Raw genomic sequence first — 15,860 nt, forward strand, 5'->3', positions numbered from 1 at the left:
CGAAAGGCAACGATATGCCCCGCGTACTCGTATCCGACAAACTCTCCCCTACCGCCGTCCAGATTTTCAAGGATCGCGGCGTCGAAGTCGACTATCTGCCGGATTTCGGCAAGGACAAGGAAAAGCTCCTTGAAGTCATCGGCCAGTATGACGGCCTTGCAATCCGCTCGGCGACCAAGGTCACCGAAAAGCTGATCGCCGCAGCGACAAACCTGAAGGTCGTCGGCCGGGCCGGCATCGGCGTCGACAATGTCGACATCCCGGCCGCCTCACGGCGCGGCATCATCGTCATGAACACGCCCTTCGGCAATTCGATCACGACGGCCGAGCACGCCATCGCGCTGATGTTCGCCATCGCGCGGCAACTGCCTGAAGCTAACGCCTCCACCCATGCGGGCAAGTGGGAGAAGAACCGCTTCATGGGCGTCGAGATCACCGGCAAGACGCTGGGCGTGATCGGCTGCGGCAATATCGGATCGATCGTCGCGGCACGCGGTGTCGGCCTCAAGATGCGCGTCATCGCCTACGATCCGTTTCTGTCCGAATCGCGCGCGTCCGAACTCGGCGTCGAAAAGGTCGAACTGGACGAAATCTTCACCCGCTCGGATTTCATCACGCTTCATACGCCGATGACCGACAAGACGCGCGGCATCATCAACAAGGACGCCTTGGCGAAGATGAAGGATGGTGTGCGCATCATCAATTGCGCGCGCGGCGGTTTGATCGTCGAAGCGGACCTGATCGAAGCACTAAAGTCCGGCAAGGTCGCCGGCGCGGGCATCGACGTGTTCGAAGTGGAGCCTGCGACCGACAGCCCGCTCTTCGGCATGGAGAATGTGGTTGCGACGCCGCACCTTGGCGCATCCACCTCCGAGGCGCAGGAAAACGTCGCGCTTCAGGTCGCCGAGCAGATGGCGGACTATCTCGTCAAGGGCGCGGTGACGAATGCGATCAACATGCCTTCGATCACCGCCGAAGAAGCACCGCGCCTGAAGCCATTCATCAAGCTTGCCGAAGTGCTCGGCGCGTTCGTCGGGCAGGTCACGGAGGAGCCCATCGAGGAAGTCGAGATCCTGTTCGACGGATCGACGGCGCAGATGAATACCCGCGCGCTGATCTCGGCCACGCTGGCAGGCCTGATCCGGCCTCAGGTCGCGGATGTCAACATGGTCTCGGCTCCGATCATGGCCAAGGAACGCGGCGTGGTCCTGTCTGAGGTCAAGCGCGACAAGTCGGGCGTCTTTGACGGCTATATCCGTCTCAAGGTCAAGACGGCGTCGATGGAGCGCTCAATCGCCGGTACGTGCTTTTCGGACGGCAAGCCGCGCTTCATCCAGATCAAGGGCATCAATCTCGACGCCGAGGTGGGCGAACACATGCTTTACACGACCAATGCCGACGCGCCGGGCATTATCGGCCTTCTCGGCACGGTGTGCGGCAAGAACGGCGTGAACATCGCGAACTTCCAGCTCGGCCGAAACAAGCCGGGCGGCGATGCGATCGCGCTGCTTTATCTCGACGGACCTTTCCCGGAAAAGGTGCTCGAGGAAGTGCGCGCGCATCCGGCGATCCAGTCGGCCAAGCCGCTGCATTTCGACGTGGCTATCTGATCGAAGGCCACCGCAATCAAAAGGCGCGAGAGCGATCCCGCGCCTTTTTCATATCTTGCCGCGTTGTTCCAGCCAGCCGTGCAGAAGGCGCAGATTGCGCATCGACGCCTTGTAATAGACGTCGAAGAGAACGCCCACGATCGGCACGGAGCCGACGACCGTGTCGATCGCGACATTGGCCGCCATACGCCAGAGGAGGCTTTTCGGCGCCCCGAGCCGCCGAGCCTTCAAGATCACATAGACGGAAACGACGCCCGCCACGACGTCGCCGGCTCCCGGCACGAGACCGAGCAGCGGATCGACGCCGAAGCGGATGCGCGTCAAGGGAATGCGCCAGCGCGCGTCGAGCAGCCAGGCTAGGTTCTGCGTCTCGTTGAGTTCGGCCGCGAAATCGGGACCGACCGCCACTTCGCGGCCGCTGCCGGGCGTCTTCATCTGCGCATGATGATCCAGATGGCGTGGATAATGCCGGGAATGTAGCCGAGCAGGGTCAAAAGGATGTTGAGCCAGAACTGCAGGCCGAAACCGACCTGAAGAAAAACGCCGACCGGCGGCAAAAGGATAGCAAGCAGAATGCGGACGATGTCCATGCACAAGATTCCCCATGAAGACCGCTCTTAACGCGTGAGCGACGTTAAGTTTCCCTCAGGCGCCCGCAGCCTTTCGCCCGCTATATTCGGCGACTGCGATGCCGCTCATGACGAGCACGATCGCGGCCGCGTGATAGGCGTGAAACGCTTCGCCGAGAACGATGATCGACAGGAGCGTGCCGAGGATCGGCACCAGATTGATGAACAGACCGGCGCGGTTGGCACCGATCAGTTCCACGCCGCGCATGAAGAATATCTGCGACAAGAGCGATGGGAACAGCGCCGTATAGGCGACGATCGCCCAGCCGCGCAGATCGGGCAGGATAAGCCTGTCGCTTGCTGCTTCCCACGCGACGAAAGGAAGGGCTGCGACGATTGCGCCGAACACCATCACGATCATCGTGCTTTGCCAGTGGATGGCCGGCTTGAAACGCAAGAAGACCGTGTAGCCACCGTAAAATAAAACGGCCAGCACCATCAGCGCGTCACCGCGATTGACGTCGAGTTCGACCAGTCGGGAAAGTTCGCCATGGCTAGCCACGACGGCGACGCCGATAATGGAAAGCACGAAGCCTGCAATCTGCAGCGATGTGACGCGCATCGAGAACAGCAGGAAGTTCGCCGCCATGATGATCATGGGCATTGCGGCCTGCTCGATCGAGACGTTGATCGCGGACGTGTAGAGAAGTGCGCTGTAGAGCGCGGCGTTGAACCCGCTGAAGCCGACAGCGCCCAAAATGAGCAGGAGCACGAGGCCGGAACGGGCGACCGCCCAGTCCGCGCGCAATTGCCGCCAGCCGATCGCGCCGACGACGATGAGTGCCACCGACCAGCGCATCAGAGTCAAAAGCATCGGCGAGATATGGCCGACGGCAAGCTTGCCGGCGACGGCGTTGCCGCCCCACATCAGGGCTGTCAGGATCAGGAGGATATAGGCGATGCGAACCATGATGGCCTTCGACTGGATGGAAATCCTGTCTATTCAGCGCACGCCGCAGGGTAAACGGGCCGCGATGCAAATAATCGTTGGTCCTGAGGGCAAGCTTTCGTGCGCAAAGGGGTCGCGCATGCCTTGATTGCCCGCTATAGAGCCACTGGTTTTTCCACGGGGCTTTCCCCCGGTATCGATGAAGGCAGGTTTTTCATGGCCAATGTGGTGGTCGTCGGTTCGCAATGGGGCGATGAGGGCAAAGGCAAGATCGTCGACTGGCTTTCCGAGCGCGCCGATGTCGTTGTGCGGTTTCAGGGCGGGCACAATGCCGGTCACACGCTGGTCGTCGATGGCAAGGTCTATAAATTGTCCCTCCTGCCGTCCGGCGTCGTACGTCCGGGCAAGATGTCGATCATCGGCAACGGCGTCGTCTTCGATCCGCATGCTTTCGTCGCCGAAGTCGACCGGTTGAAGGGGCAGGGCGTCGATATCGGGCCTGACCGGCTGAAGATTGCCGAAAACACTGCGCTGATCCTGTCGCTTCACCGCGAACTCGACGGTTTTCGCGAGGATGCCGCGTCAAATTCGGGCACCAAGATCGGCACCACTCGGCGCGGTATCGGTCCCGCCTACGAAGACAAGGTCGGACGGCGCGGCGTGCGCGTCATGGATCTGGCCGACCTCGACACGCTGCCTCTCAAGGTCGATCGCCTGCTGACGCACCACAATGCGCTTCGTCGCGGGCTTGGCCATCCGGAAGTCGCCCACGAGACGATCATGGAGGAACTAACCTCGATCGCCGGCACGATCCTTCCTTACATGGACAAGGTCTGGAAGGTGCTGGACGATGCGCGGCGCGCGGGAGATCGCATCCTGTTCGAAGGCGCGCAGGGCACGCTTCTCGATATCGACCATGGCACCTATCCGTTCGTGACGTCGTCCAACGTCGTTGCCGGGCAGGCGGCGACGGGTTCAGGCGTTGGGCCGAGCACGATCGGTTACGTTCTGGGCATCACCAAAGCCTATACGACGCGCGTCGGCGAAGGCCCGTTCCCGACCGAACAGGACAACGAGATCGGCAATTTTCTTGGAACGCGCGGCCACGAATTCGGCACGGTGACGGGTCGCAAGCGGCGCTGCGGGTGGTTCGACGCCGTGCTCGTGCGTCAGGCCGTCGCCGTCAACGGCATCGACGGTATCGCGCTGACCAAGCTCGACGTGCTCGACGGCCTGGATGAGATCAAGGTCTGCACCGGCTACCGTCTCGACGGCGAGGTGATCGACTATCTGCCGGCAAGCCAGGGCGCACAGGCGCGTGTCGAGCCGATCTACGAGACGCTCGAAGGATGGGAAGGCACGACGGCCAATGCGCGGTCCTGGAACGACCTTCCCGCGCAGGCGGTCAAGTATGTACGTCACATCGAGGAGTTGATCGGTGCGCCCGTCGCGCTTCTTTCGACAAGCCCCGAGCGCGACGACACCATACTTGTGACCGATCCTTTTCAAGACTAGGTTCGTACCCATAGGGATCACTGACTTCCGCAATGGAGGCCAGATAAGGCATTAGTTTCGCATGGCAGATTTCGTAGCGGTTCTCAAAAAGACGATCGACGGCCTGAAAGACAACTCGCCGCAGATGCGCGAGAAGGTCTATGACAAGGCGCGTGCGACCATCGAGGCGAAGCTCGCCGCGCTCAGCCCGGCTCCGCCGGCCGCTGTGGCGGACAGGCAGCGCAATTCTTTGGAAGCGGCCATCGCGCAGGTTCGCGAGGAATATGACGTTCCGCCGCCCGCCGCCGATCCCGATTTCGAGGACGACTTTTCCAGCTTCTTCGGTAACGAGCCGGAAGCGCCGCGTGCTGCCGATCCCGTTGAGGAGCCGTACAGGCAGGAAGAGCCGTTCGTTGCCGATCAGCTATATGCACGCGACGACGCCGACGATTACCCTCGCGAATCGCCCGCATCGGACGGCGACCAGTGGGACGATTACTCCGACGACCGCGTCGAACCTTCGTATGTGGACAGCTACGAAGATGAGGATCGTTGGCCGGCGGATGACAGACGGGCCGAAGACGACGACCGTTTTCGCCGGGACGACGAGGACGAAAACGACACGCTCGCTTCCGCACAGCCGATCTATGCGCCGCGCGTTCCGCCGCGTCGTAAGAGACGTCCTGGTGCGGGGACCATTGCGTCGCTCCTCCTCCTTCTGCTGATCGCCGGTGCAGGGTACGGCGTATGGCTCAACCGGGACGAATTCGCATCGATCATCGGTGCGGCGCCGACGACTGAGGAAACCACGCCAGTGGCGACGGGTAACGATGCCGCCGAAGCGCCCGTCGACGAGGAAGCGGCAGCACCGACTGACGCGGACGCAGATGCGGAAAAGTTTACCCAGCGCCTGATGGAAGATGGCAGCGAAGTCGACGAGGGCGCGGCCGGCGACGAGCGCAGGCTCGGCGAGGGGACCTCAATCGCGGCGGTGACGCCGCCCGATGACGCGCAGGGCGCGACATCCGCGCCGGCTCCCGGCGAGACGCAGGACGAAGAACAGCCGCCACTGGCGGTCGGTCAGCGCGCGATCTTTTATGAGGAGCGCACGGCGAACGCCGAGGGTTCCGCCGAGACGGGAACGATTCTGTGGTCGCTCGTGCAGGAATCGCCCGGTGGCGATCTGCCGCCGGAAGCGGCGATCCGGGCGGAGGTCACGGTTCCCGCGCGCGATCTGCAACTGCGCATGACGATCCGGCGAAATGGCGATCAGTCGCTGCCGGCCAGCCATATCATCGAGATGATTTTCCTGACGCCCGACAATTTCGAGGGCGGCACCATCGACAACGTGCTGCGGATCGCGATGAAGGACACGGAGCAGGCGGCGGGCAGCCCCCTGATCGGCATTCCCGCCAAGATCGCGGACGGTTTCTTCCTCGTTGCTCTTTCCGATTCTTCGGCGGAGCAGCATGCCAACACCAATCTCCTGAGCCGCCAGAGCTGGATCGACGTTCCGATCGTCTACGGGTCGGGACGACGTGCCCTCATGACCATGGAAAAGGGTATTCCGGGCGACCGGGTCTTCCAGGAAGCGCTTCGCGCTTGGAGCGCGCAAGCGCCGCTCGTTGAAAGCGACGGCGAAGAAGGCCAATAAAAAACGCCGGCCCAAGGGCCGGCGTTTCGCATTTCGTATTGGGCGAAGATACTAGCGAGCGTCGGCTTCGATCGTGCGCAGGGACTGTGCCTGACGGCGTGCCCCGGCCTTCACCGCATCCTGAACCTTTTCGAATGCCCGCACCTCGATCTGGCGCACGCGCTCGCGGCTGATGTCGAACTCGCCGGAAAGCTCCTCGAGCGTCATCGGGTCTTCCGACAGGCGGCGTGCCTCGAAGATGCGGCGCTCGCGATCGTTGAGGACACCCATCGCATCGCCAAGAAGCGCGCGGCGGCTTTCCAGTTCGTCCTGCTGGACGAGCATGTCCTCCTGGCTTTCCTGATCGTCGACCAGCCAGTCCTGCCATTCGCCAGACTCGCCTTCCGTCGCACGGATCGGCGCGTTGAGCGACGCGTCGCCCGACAGGCGGCGGTTCATCGAAACGACTTCTTCTTCCGACACGTTGAGGCGCGTGGCGATCTCGGTGATGTGCTCGGGCTTCAGGTCGCCGTCGTCCAGTGCCTGAATCTTGCCTTTCACCTTGCGCAAATTGAAGAACAGGCGCTTCTGGTTGGCGGTGGTGCCCATCTTCACCAGGCTCCACGAACGCAGGATGTATTCCTGGATCGAGGCCTTGATCCACCACATCGCATAGGTCGCGAGGCGGAAGCCGCGCTCGGGCTCGAATTTCTTGACGGCCTGCATCAGGCCGACATTGCCCTCCGAAATGACCTCGCCGATCGGCAGGCCATAGCCGCGATAGCCCATCGCGATTTTTGCGACGAGACGCAGATGGCTTGTGACGAGCTTGTGGGCAGCCTGCGTGTCTTCATGCTCGAGGTACCGCTTGGCGAGCATGTACTCTTCCTGCGGCTGAAGCATCGGAAAGCGCCGAATTTCCTCAAGATAGCGGGAAAGCCCGCCTTCTCCGGTGGCAATGCTTGGTAGTGTCTGGGCCATATAGCACCCTCTCTCTCATAGCCCGTCCCCGATTTCGGCGGACGGAGGCGCTCGGCATCGAGCTTTTGCGCCATATCGGTCAATATAGGGATCGAAACGACGAATTGCACGGAGCATTTCGCCGAGAAACATAGCGTCTCTCTTAAGTGAACATTCTCACTCAGGATTTCGTCATTCCAGAGGCAAACGAGCGAACGCCGTTAACAGTTCCGTGAAGTCGGCTGGATAGGGCGCTTCGAAACGTAACAGTTCCTCGTTCCGGGGATGTCGGAACTGCAGCAAGCGCGCATGCAAAGCCTGACGTGAAAACCCGGCAACGACCGGGCGCACGTCGTCAGGCAGTTTGTTGGCCTTCGTTAAAAACGCACGACCATAGGTCTGGTCGCCGACGAGCGGATGGCCGATATGCGCCATATGGACACGGATCTGGTGCGTACGTCCGGTTTCCAGCCGGCATTCCACGAGCGAGGCGGTGGCCGTTGCGTCTGAGCGTGCGCCGTATTTTTCCAGCGTTTCGTAGTGCGTAACGGCATGCCGGGCATCGCCTCGACCCTCGGAAACCACCGCGCGTTTCGTCCGGTCCGATCCCGACCGTCCAAGCGCCGCCTCGATCGTACCGGCGGGACGCGGCGGCGCTCCCCAGACGATAGCGTGATAAGCGCGTTCGAGGTCGCCCGTGCGTCCGTGGTCCGCGAAGGCGTCCGACAGAGCGCGATGGGAAAAATCGTTCTTGGCGACGACGAGAACGCCGCTCGTGTCCTTGTCGAGGCGGTGGACGATGCCGGGCCGCCTGACGCCGCCGATGCCGGACAACGAGGCGCCGCAATGATGGATCAGCGCATTGACGAGCGTTCCGGTCCAGTTGCCGGCACCGGGATGGACGACGAGGCCGGCAGGCTTGTCGATGACGATCAAATCGTCGTCTTCGTATAGAACCGCGAGATCGATGGCTTCGGCCTGCGGTTCGGCCGGCTCCGGTTCCGGCATGCCGATCTCGACCGTTGCACCGGCTACAAGCTTCGCCTTCGGTTCCGTGACGGCCGTGCCGTCCACACGCACTTCGCCGGCGCGGATAAGCGCCTGAATGCGGCTGCGGGACAGATCGGGGCTGGTTTGCGCCGCCAGCCACTGGTCGAGCCGCATGCCTGCGGCATCGTCCCCGGCATGGAAGACTTTCAAACCGGCGACGGCTTCGCTATCAGGGGCGCTCATTTCGGCAACGACCAATGGATTTTGACTATGACTGAGCGCGCGGCGCAGCAACCGGACCAGGACGAACCTCTCGATCCGGCCGTCGAAAAGGTGCGCGCCAAGCTGATGCGCTTCGTCGTCATCAATCTGGGCATCCTGTTCCTCGCCCTTATGGCGGTGGTGGGCGCGCTTGTCTACCGCTCCGTCTCGACGAACGAACCGGACACGGCATCAGCAGGGCCGGGGCTGGCCATACCGCCGGAGGGCACCCTCATCAGAGGCGAAATCGCTCTGCCGGCGGATGCGCAGATACTGTCGCAGTCGCTCGCTGGCTCGCGCCTGACGATGCTGGCTGAAACGGCGGGGAACCGCGAGATCGTCGTCTACGATATCGATGCTGCGCGCATCATCGCCCGGTTCGCAATCGTCGCAGAATAAACGCCATCTTTATCGCGCGAAAAGGTCCCGAACGACAGTTGCGTTCCACCTCGATCGCCGCTATATGCCGACCTGCTGCTCCCATCGTCTAGCGGTCAGGACGCCGCCCTCTCACGGCGGAAACAGGGGTTCGATTCCCCTTGGGAGTACCACTCAATTTTCAAGCAGTTGATTTCGTTGCGCTTTGTAACGCCGCGCTTTCGCGCGCAAGGTGAGTTTTGCCGTGCGAAATGGGGCTTGGGCGTGACTTGCCGTTGATGCGCATTAAGTTCGTTGATCCCATCAACAGGAAAGACCAATGATGCTTCATCGTCGCGTTCTCGCCGCACTTGCGTTCACCGCCATCGCTTTATCGCCTGCCTTTGCCGAGCGGCTGGAGCTGACCGTGGCAAACGCCCAGCAGGCGTTCGATCCCCAAACGACCCAGCCCATAATCTCTATCACTCTGGATGAAGAAAGCAGGCAGGCTTTCGCAGACTTCACCGCGGCGAGCGTTGGGAAAATAGCGGACTTTTACGTCGGAGATGAAATCATGGTTTCGCCGACAATCAATGAGCCGATTACCGGCGGCGAGCTGCAGATCAGCGGAAGTTTTACGGCGGAGGAGGCGACCGAGCTGGGCGTGAACCTTGCGCGCGGCGATGTGCCGATCTCGGTCGAGTCGCGGGACTGATGCCCGGCATCCGCCTGTAGCTTCCATCTCAGGAAAATCGCATCACAACGTGCTTTTGCGGCGACACTGTCTCTCAAGCTCGCGAATTGCGACACTTTTTAACTTGACTGTTTTACTCCTGTTAAATTATGGCCATCTCAGGGCGTAAGACCGATCAGACAGGTCATGTCGCCATGTAGCCACCGCGAATTCGCCGGCAGCCAATCCTCGAAACATATTTTGAGAGAGTGCCATGGCGTCGCGTCGCAGACTTGCCGTTCTTCTTGCTTGGTCCACCATTTTCACGCCGGCCGTGGTCTCGTCGGCCTGGGCGCAAACGCCAACCGAAGCCGATGAGACGGCCGAGGGCTACTCCATCTTGCGCGAGATCATCGTTCGCGGCGGGCAGACCGAGACCGTTCCGGGCGCCGCCGCCGATACACCGCTTGCCTCGACCGCAACGCGCGAGGAAATCGCGGATCGACAGATCACGTCGATCGAAGATCTCGGCCGCAGCCTCGAGCCGGGCGTCAATTTCAACCGCACGACCGGAGCGGTGAACATTCGCGGTCTGGAAGGACCGCGCGTTCTGACCACTATCGATGGCATTCCGGTTCCGTATCTCAACGACACGACGCGCGGTGCATCGGGCGGTATCGATCTTTTCGAATTTTCGTCGCTCGCAGGTGTCGACATCGTGCGTGGCTCGGATTCGAGCCGTGCAGGTGGTGGCGCGCTTGGCGGCGTTCTTGGCCTGCGCACGCTCGAGCCCGATGATCTTATCCGCGAAGGGCGCAGCTGGGGCGCGATCACGGGCCTCACCTATGACGGTTCGGACGACAGTTTCACCCCGAACGCGGCGGTCGCGGCTCGCTCGGGCAATACGTCTGTCCTGTTGCAGGGTGCCTACAAGCGCGGCCACGAGCGCGAAAACATGGGATCGGTCGACAGCTATGGAACGGCGACCCGTACATTGCCGAACCCGTCCGATTACGATCAGCACAATTTGCTGTTCAAGTTGCGCCATGATCTGGAAGGCGGCCACACGATAGGCCTGACGGCAGAAACCTTCCGCCGGGATCGCGACACCGACGCTCGTACGAGCCAGTCGTTGATGGGAAATTATCGTCCTGGCGACTATACAACGCTGGAAACGGGCGCACGAGACCGGGTTTCGCTCGACTATCGCTATGACGGTGGCGGTTTCGTCGATTTCGCGGCCGCCTCGCTCTACTGGATCGATCAGCAGCGTGGTACCGGATATGATGGATACCGGTCGAACACGGTCGTCGGTCCGATCGGGCGTTTGAACACCTATGACGAAACGACGATTGGATTCATCGGCTCGGGCGAGAAGACCATCGTTTCTGGTAGTCTTTCGCACCGCCTGACGATGGGCCTCGACATTTCGGGCTCCACGTCCGAGCAGTATTCGTCAGGCTTCGACAATTGTTCCGTCGCCTATACATTCGACTGCAACTTCCTGCACACCAATCAGGCCGACGAACCCAAAGTCGAAGGGCGCAAGTTCGGCGTATTCCTCGATGACGAGATCGGTTTCGGCAATAGCGGCTTCTTCCTGACCCCCGGCGCCCGGTTCGACTGGGTCGATCGTGATCCGCAGGCGACCGACGCGTTCCTGAACAATCCTGCCCGGCCGGAACTGCCGGACGCTTTCAGCGATTCGGCCTTTTCTCCGAAACTCGGTCTGGCTTATCGTCCATCGGACACCATCGAGCTTTACGGCCAGTGGGCTATGGGCTTCCGTGCGCCGACATCTGGCGAGCTCTATTCAACCTTCGGCGGACCGGGCACCTATCTGCGACGCGGCAATGACGAACTGGAATCGGAAACCAGCCAGGGCATCGAGGTCGGTGTTCGCTTCGGCGACGAGGATTTCGGTGCACGGGCGAGCCTTTTCCACAATCGATACAAAAATTTCATCGAGGCCGTCGCCGTCCCGGGATTCGATCCGACCTATCCGTTCGGTATCACGGAATATCAGAACCTTGATCGGGTCCGCATCTCCGGCGTCGAAGCGGCGATCCACAAGAGGTTCGACAACGGATTCCACGTGCTCGGCTCCATTGCCTTCGCACGGGGCGAAAATCTGGAGACCGGCGAATATCTCGGCTCGGTCGCACCGTTCAAGGGCGTCGCAACCGTCGGCTATTCGGCCGAGACGTGGGGCACGGACCTGACCTTCATCGGTGTCAGCGGCGTTTCCGATAATTCCGACGCCACCTACAAGGCGCCCGGCTACGGCATCGTCGACGTGACCGCCTGGTGGAAGCCCGAAAAGCTGGAAGGTTTCACCATACGCGGCGGCGTCTACAACCTTTTCGACAAGGAATATTACGACGCCATCAACCTGCGCTCGACGACGGGCATCACGTCTGTCAACCAGGCTTATTTCTCCGAGCCGGGACGCTTCTTCAAGGTATCGCTCGCCAAGGAATTCTGACCTCCCGACTTAAGGCGTGCGCTTGATAGCCCGGCAGTCAACCCAACTGCCGGGCTATCTGACAAATTACAACACATGTTTACTTTTTTAGGGCCTCGTTAAGTACACATCGGGCAATGTCCCCGCATCCATCGGGTCGCGGGGGACTTGATCTTGGAAATGAATGTACTTCCGGCGGATGCCGTCGGGCGGGATACGGAAATTTTTGACAGCGGATTGTCGGATCGCGGTCAAGTCTCGGCGCGGCGGTTAGTCGGACAGACGCATGTCACCGACGCATATTGCTATTGTGATCCGGAGGGGCGGGTCGTCGATTTCAATGGTGCCATGGTGGCGATGTACGAACCCGTCGCCGAACTGATCCGGCCAGGCGCTTTTTTCAGCGATCTCGTCGATGTGCTTATCGGGCATGACGTCTGGGAGACCGGTGATCTCGATCCGGCCCGGCTGAAGCGCAAGATTCTCGACCGGAGCCATGGTCCCAGCTTCGAGATGCCGCTTGCGTTCAGGGACGGGCGGCATGTCATCCACCGCGAAATCCATATCGACGGGGCCGGCACGCTTATCATCTGCACCGACGTGACCGAAGCGAGGGCCCGCGAGCGTGAACTGGCCGTGACGCGCGACCGTGCAAAAGGGCTCTACGACGACCTGAAGCGTACGCTCGACACGATGGATCTCGGCGTGGTCGTGCTCGATCGCGACCTCAACACCGAGATCATCAACGAGGCGTATTATCGCATCTGGCGGCTCGACCCGAGCGATATTCCGGTGGGAACCCATGCCCGCGAAATGATGGAAGTGAGCCGGCGCAAGGGTATCTACGATATCGGCGACGCCGATTGGGAAACCTACGTGTCCGAAAGGCTCGGAACGATTGCTTCCGGTGACGTGCCGCCGCGCGAATTCACGCGCGCCGACGGCTGCACGATGATCTATTCGGTGACGCCGCTCTCGGACGGCAAGCGGCTCGTCTCCTATTTCGACATCACCGTCATGAAGCGGCGCGAAGCCGAGATGGTCGAGGCGCAGCGAAGGGCCGAACTCGCCGACCGGGCGAAATCCGAATTTCTGGCCAATATGAGCCATGAAATCCGCACGCCCATGAACGGCGTGCTCGGCATGGCGGAGCTTCTGTGGAAGACCGATCTCGACGCCAAGCAAAAAACCTTTGCCGACATCATCGTCAAATCCGGCAATGCGCTTTTGACGATCATTAACGACATTCTGGACTTCTCCAAGATCGATGCGGGTCAACTCGTGCTCGACCCGGCGCCGTTCGATCTGGCCGAAGCGATCGAGGACGTGGCCACGCTCGTCTCAACGCGCGCCAAGGAAAAGGATCTGGAGATGATCGTCCGGTTCGCTCCCGGGCTGAAGCGCCGCTTCATCGGCGATGGTGGGCGCATCCGGCAGATCATCACCAATCTCATGGGCAACGCCGTCAAGTTCACGGAGGCGGGTCATGTCCTCGTCGACGTCGATGGCGTCGTTTATGAGAAGGAAACGCGCCTCACTATTTCGGTGACGGATACCGGCATGGGCATCCCCGCTGACAAACTCGCGCTCGTCTTCGAGAAATTCAGCCAGGTCGACGCGTCCTCCACCCGCAGGCATGAAGGAACCGGCCTCGGGCTTGCGATATCGTCGCGGCTCGTCGGCCTGATGGGCGGGCGGATCGAGGTCGAAAGCGAAATCGACAAGGGGTCGCGCTTCTGGTTCTCCATCGACCTGGCCCATGCGGACGAACAGGTCGCGCAACGCTCGCCGGCTCTTGACGTGCGCGGGGCGCGCGTCCTCGTCATCGATGACAACCCGATCAACCGGGAAATCCTGCTCGAACAGATGCAGGGATGGCAGTTCGACGCCTGCGCAGCCGAAAACGCAATGGAAGGCATTTCAGTCCTCAAGGAAGCAGCGCGCCGGGGCATAACGGTCGATTGCGTCATCCTGGACTACCAGATGCCCGAAATGACGGGCGTCGATGCCGCGCGCATCATCCGGCAGGATGGGGATATAGCAAAGACGCCGATCCTGCTTTTGAGTTCGGTCGACCAGGCGGTAACGGGTGCACCCGGTCGCGAACTGGGTATCGAGGCGCAACTCATCAAGCCGGCGCGCTCGGCGGTTCTTTTGAAAACGTTGGTCGATACGATCCAGCGCCACCGTGCGGAGACTGCGGGCGTCGTCGTGCCGCTGCGATCGGCGAGACCCGCAAAACAGGTAAAATCTTGCGCTGAAACGCCGGAGCCTGAGACGCAGAAGCTTGGTATCGACGTGCTCGTTGCCGAGGACAACGAGGTCAATCAGCTCGTCTTTCGTCAGATACTTGAGGAGATCGGGCTGACATTCGAGATCGTCGAGAATGGCAAGCTGGCGCTCGAACGCTACAAGCAAAGCGGGGCGAGGCTGATCGTGATGGACGTCTCCATGCCCGTCATGGACGGCCTCGAAACCACCCGCCGGATCCGCGAAATGGATACCGGCGAGGTGTCGGTGCCCATCATCGGCGTGACGGCGCACGCGCTCAAGGGCGATCGCGATCGGTGCCTTGAAGCAGGGATGGACGATTATCTGGCAAAGCCGATCAGTCCGAGGATGCTCGCCGAAAAGATCGAAGCGTGGCTGGGCGATGAGGCAGCGTCCCGCAACATGGAAGCCGAATAAGGATTTGTGCGCGTAAAATTCACGTTCTTTTCGTAGTTGGACGCGTGTTCGCGAGACTGACATCGAACTGTCATTTAACTGTTACATAGGGCCGGTATTGCCACTCACGTCGCCGACACGGCGGCAGCAGAAGAGATTTCTGAACAGGGGTAGGCTCCATGAACAAGTTCCTTTTCGCAGCATCCGCCGCTGCGCTCGCCATCGCCGCTTCGGCCGGCGCCGCGACTGCACAGTCGCGTGACACCATCCAGATCGCCGGTTCGTCGACGGTCCTTCCGTTCGCTTCGATCGTCGCCGAGGAATTCGGCAACGCATTCCCCGAATTCAACACGCCAGTCGTTGGCTCGGGCGGTTCGGGCGGTGGTCTTCGCCAGTTCTGCCAGGGTACGGGCGACAACACGATCGACATCGCCAATTCTTCGCGTCGCATCCGCGCCGGCGAAGTCGAAGCTTGCAACGCAGCCGGCGTGAACGAAGTTCTCGAAGTCCAGATCGGCTATGACGGCATTGTCTTCGCCGTTTCAGCCGACAAGGAAGACTTCGCTCTTGAGCCGGTTCACATCTTCAAGGCGATCGCCGCTCAGGTTCCGGTCGATGGCGAAATGGTCGCCAACCCGTACACGACCTGGAACGAGGTTGACGAGTCGCTGCCGAACCAGCCGATCTCCATGGCTATCCCGGCTTCCAACCACGGCACCCGCGAAGTCTTCGAAGAGCGCGTTCTGACCGCAGGCTGCGAAGAAGCCGGCCTGCCGGAAATGGAAGACGAAGCGATGGAAGCGGCCTGCACCACGCTGCGCCAGGACGTCGTGATCGAAATCGCCGGCGACTATACGGAGACGCTTGCGCGCCTTCAGTCGAACGCGGATACGATGGGCGTGTTCGGCCTGTCCTTCTACGACCAGAACCGCGACACGCTGAAGGTCGCCACGATCTCCGGCGTCGAGCCTTCGCTTGAAACCATCGCTGCCGGTGAATACCCGGTTTCGCGTCCGCTCTTCTTCTACGTCAAGGGCGAGCACATCGGCGTCGTTCCGGGTCTTGAAGAGTATGTCGCGTTCTTCCTGTCCGACCAGATGGCCGGCGAAGGCGGTGCGCTCGAGGCTGCCGGCCTGATCCCGGCTCCGGCCGAGGAAACGGCTGAAGTTCAGGCGAACTTCGACGCCCGTGAGGCGATCACCGCCGACCAGCTCTAAGCCGAAGGGCTTGGGA

At 61.2% G+C, this 15,860-nt stretch carries 13 protein-coding genes and 1 tRNA gene; 9 read left to right on the plus strand and 5 right to left on the minus strand.

Annotated elements, in window-relative coordinates; all coding sequences use genetic code 11:
• The first annotated feature begins 14 nt into the window (after window positions 1–14).
• Window positions 15–1,610, plus strand: coding sequence for a phosphoglycerate dehydrogenase (gene serA, locus ACX82Z_RS21445; RefSeq protein WP_459591110.1), 1,596 nt, complete (start codon window positions 15–17; stop codon window positions 1,608–1,610).
• Between the two features lie 48 nt (window positions 1,611–1,658).
• Here the strand turns inward: serA and ACX82Z_RS21450 are convergent, their stop codons facing one another.
• The 3 genes from ACX82Z_RS21450 to ACX82Z_RS21460 are packed head-to-tail and all read right to left on the minus strand — an operon-like array spanning window position 1,659 to window position 3,149.
• Window positions 1,659–2,045: a DUF4112 domain-containing protein gene (locus tag ACX82Z_RS21450; RefSeq protein ID WP_459591111.1), complete on the minus strand. Its 387-nt coding sequence runs from the start codon at window positions 2,043–2,045 to the stop codon at window positions 1,659–1,661.
• Window positions 2,042–2,200 (minus strand): YqaE/Pmp3 family membrane protein, encoded by a 159-nt coding sequence (locus tag ACX82Z_RS21455; RefSeq protein ID WP_459591112.1) that lies wholly within the window; start codon window positions 2,198–2,200, stop codon window positions 2,042–2,044. The genes ACX82Z_RS21450 and ACX82Z_RS21455 overlap by 4 nt, the downstream gene beginning before the upstream one ends.
• Window positions 2,201–2,255: 55 nt before the next feature.
• Window positions 2,256–3,149 (minus strand): DMT family transporter, encoded by an 894-nt coding sequence (locus ACX82Z_RS21460; protein WP_459591113.1) that lies wholly within the window; start codon window positions 3,147–3,149, stop codon window positions 2,256–2,258.
• Between the two features lie 195 nt (window positions 3,150–3,344).
• Between ACX82Z_RS21460 and ACX82Z_RS21465 the strand changes: the two genes are divergently transcribed.
• On the plus strand, window positions 3,345–4,643 hold the full coding sequence (locus ACX82Z_RS21465) for an adenylosuccinate synthase (protein ID WP_459591114.1): 1,299 nt from the start codon (window positions 3,345–3,347) through the stop codon (window positions 4,641–4,643).
• A gap of 61 nt (window positions 4,644–4,704) precedes the next feature.
• Window positions 4,705–6,276 (plus strand): hypothetical protein, encoded by a 1,572-nt coding sequence (locus ACX82Z_RS21470; RefSeq protein WP_459591115.1) that lies wholly within the window; start codon window positions 4,705–4,707, stop codon window positions 6,274–6,276.
• Between the two features lie 51 nt (window positions 6,277–6,327).
• Here ACX82Z_RS21470 and rpoH read toward each other — a convergent pair whose 3' ends face one another.
• Both rpoH and ACX82Z_RS21480 read right to left on the minus strand, forming a co-directional pair.
• Window positions 6,328–7,236 carry an RNA polymerase sigma factor RpoH gene (gene rpoH / locus ACX82Z_RS21475; RefSeq protein WP_459591116.1) on the minus strand — a complete coding sequence of 303 codons (909 nt, stop codon included), beginning with the start codon at window positions 7,234–7,236 and terminating at the stop codon, window positions 6,328–6,330.
• A gap of 171 nt (window positions 7,237–7,407) precedes the next feature.
• Window positions 7,408–8,448: an RluA family pseudouridine synthase gene (locus ACX82Z_RS21480; protein WP_459591117.1), complete on the minus strand. Its 1,041-nt coding sequence runs from the start codon at window positions 8,446–8,448 to the stop codon at window positions 7,408–7,410.
• A gap of 27 nt (window positions 8,449–8,475) precedes the next feature.
• Between ACX82Z_RS21480 and ACX82Z_RS21485 the strand changes: the two genes are divergently transcribed.
• The 6 genes from ACX82Z_RS21485 to ACX82Z_RS21510 all read left to right on the plus strand — a co-directional run bounded on the left by ACX82Z_RS21485 (window position 8,476) and on the right by ACX82Z_RS21510 (window position 15,844).
• On the plus strand, window positions 8,476–8,865 hold the full coding sequence (locus ACX82Z_RS21485; protein WP_459591118.1) for a fimbrial protein: 390 nt from the start codon (window positions 8,476–8,478) through the stop codon (window positions 8,863–8,865).
• Window positions 8,866–8,942: 77 nt separating this feature from the next.
• Window positions 8,943–9,017, plus strand: a tRNA-Glu gene (locus ACX82Z_RS21490).
• Between the two features lie 146 nt (window positions 9,018–9,163).
• A complete protein-coding gene (locus tag ACX82Z_RS21495; RefSeq protein WP_459591119.1) occupies window positions 9,164–9,538 on the plus strand; it encodes a SecDF P1 head subdomain-containing protein in 375 nt (124 codons plus the stop codon).
• Between the two features lie 232 nt (window positions 9,539–9,770).
• Window positions 9,771–11,981, plus strand: coding sequence for a TonB-dependent hemoglobin/transferrin/lactoferrin family receptor (locus ACX82Z_RS21500; protein WP_459591120.1), 2,211 nt, complete (start codon window positions 9,771–9,773; stop codon window positions 11,979–11,981).
• Between the two features lie 159 nt (window positions 11,982–12,140).
• Window positions 12,141–14,648 carry a response regulator gene (locus ACX82Z_RS21505; RefSeq protein ID WP_459911935.1) on the plus strand — a complete coding sequence of 836 codons (2,508 nt, stop codon included), beginning with the start codon at window positions 12,141–12,143 and terminating at the stop codon, window positions 14,646–14,648.
• A gap of 158 nt (window positions 14,649–14,806) precedes the next feature.
• Window positions 14,807–15,844, plus strand: coding sequence for a substrate-binding domain-containing protein (locus ACX82Z_RS21510; protein WP_459591121.1), 1,038 nt, complete (start codon window positions 14,807–14,809; stop codon window positions 15,842–15,844).
• The last annotated feature ends 16 nt before the right edge of the window (window positions 15,845–15,860 follow it).

The sequence above is a fragment of the Aliihoeflea sp. PC F10.4 genome (assembly GCF_054612275.1).

Coding starts and splice junctions, on each gene's coding strand:
- ACX82Z_RS21450 (WP_459591111.1), bottom strand. CDS start 2,045: ATGAAGACGCCCGGCAGCGGCCGCGAAGTGGCGGTCGGTCCCGATTTC.
- ACX82Z_RS21510 (WP_459591121.1), top strand. CDS start 14,807: ATGAACAAGTTCCTTTTCGCAGCATCCGCCGCTGCGCTCGCCATCGCC.
- serA (WP_459591110.1), top strand. CDS start 15: ATGCCCCGCGTACTCGTATCCGACAAACTCTCCCCTACCGCCGTCCAG.
- ACX82Z_RS21465 (WP_459591114.1), top strand. CDS start 3,345: ATGGCCAATGTGGTGGTCGTCGGTTCGCAATGGGGCGATGAGGGCAAA.
- rpoH (WP_459591116.1), bottom strand. CDS start 7,236: ATGGCCCAGACACTACCAAGCATTGCCACCGGAGAAGGCGGGCTTTCC.
- ACX82Z_RS21500 (WP_459591120.1), top strand. CDS start 9,771: ATGGCGTCGCGTCGCAGACTTGCCGTTCTTCTTGCTTGGTCCACCATT.
- ACX82Z_RS21460 (WP_459591113.1), bottom strand. CDS start 3,149: ATGGTTCGCATCGCCTATATCCTCCTGATCCTGACAGCCCTGATGTGG.
- ACX82Z_RS21455 (WP_459591112.1), bottom strand. CDS start 2,200: ATGGACATCGTCCGCATTCTGCTTGCTATCCTTTTGCCGCCGGTCGGC.
- ACX82Z_RS21485 (WP_459591118.1), top strand. CDS start 8,476: ATGACTGAGCGCGCGGCGCAGCAACCGGACCAGGACGAACCTCTCGAT.
- ACX82Z_RS21495 (WP_459591119.1), top strand. CDS start 9,164: ATGATGCTTCATCGTCGCGTTCTCGCCGCACTTGCGTTCACCGCCATC.
- ACX82Z_RS21480 (WP_459591117.1), bottom strand. CDS start 8,448: ATGAGCGCCCCTGATAGCGAAGCCGTCGCCGGTTTGAAAGTCTTCCAT.
- ACX82Z_RS21470 (WP_459591115.1), top strand. CDS start 4,705: ATGGCAGATTTCGTAGCGGTTCTCAAAAAGACGATCGACGGCCTGAAA.
- ACX82Z_RS21505 (WP_459911935.1), top strand. CDS start 12,141: ATGAATGTACTTCCGGCGGATGCCGTCGGGCGGGATACGGAAATTTTT.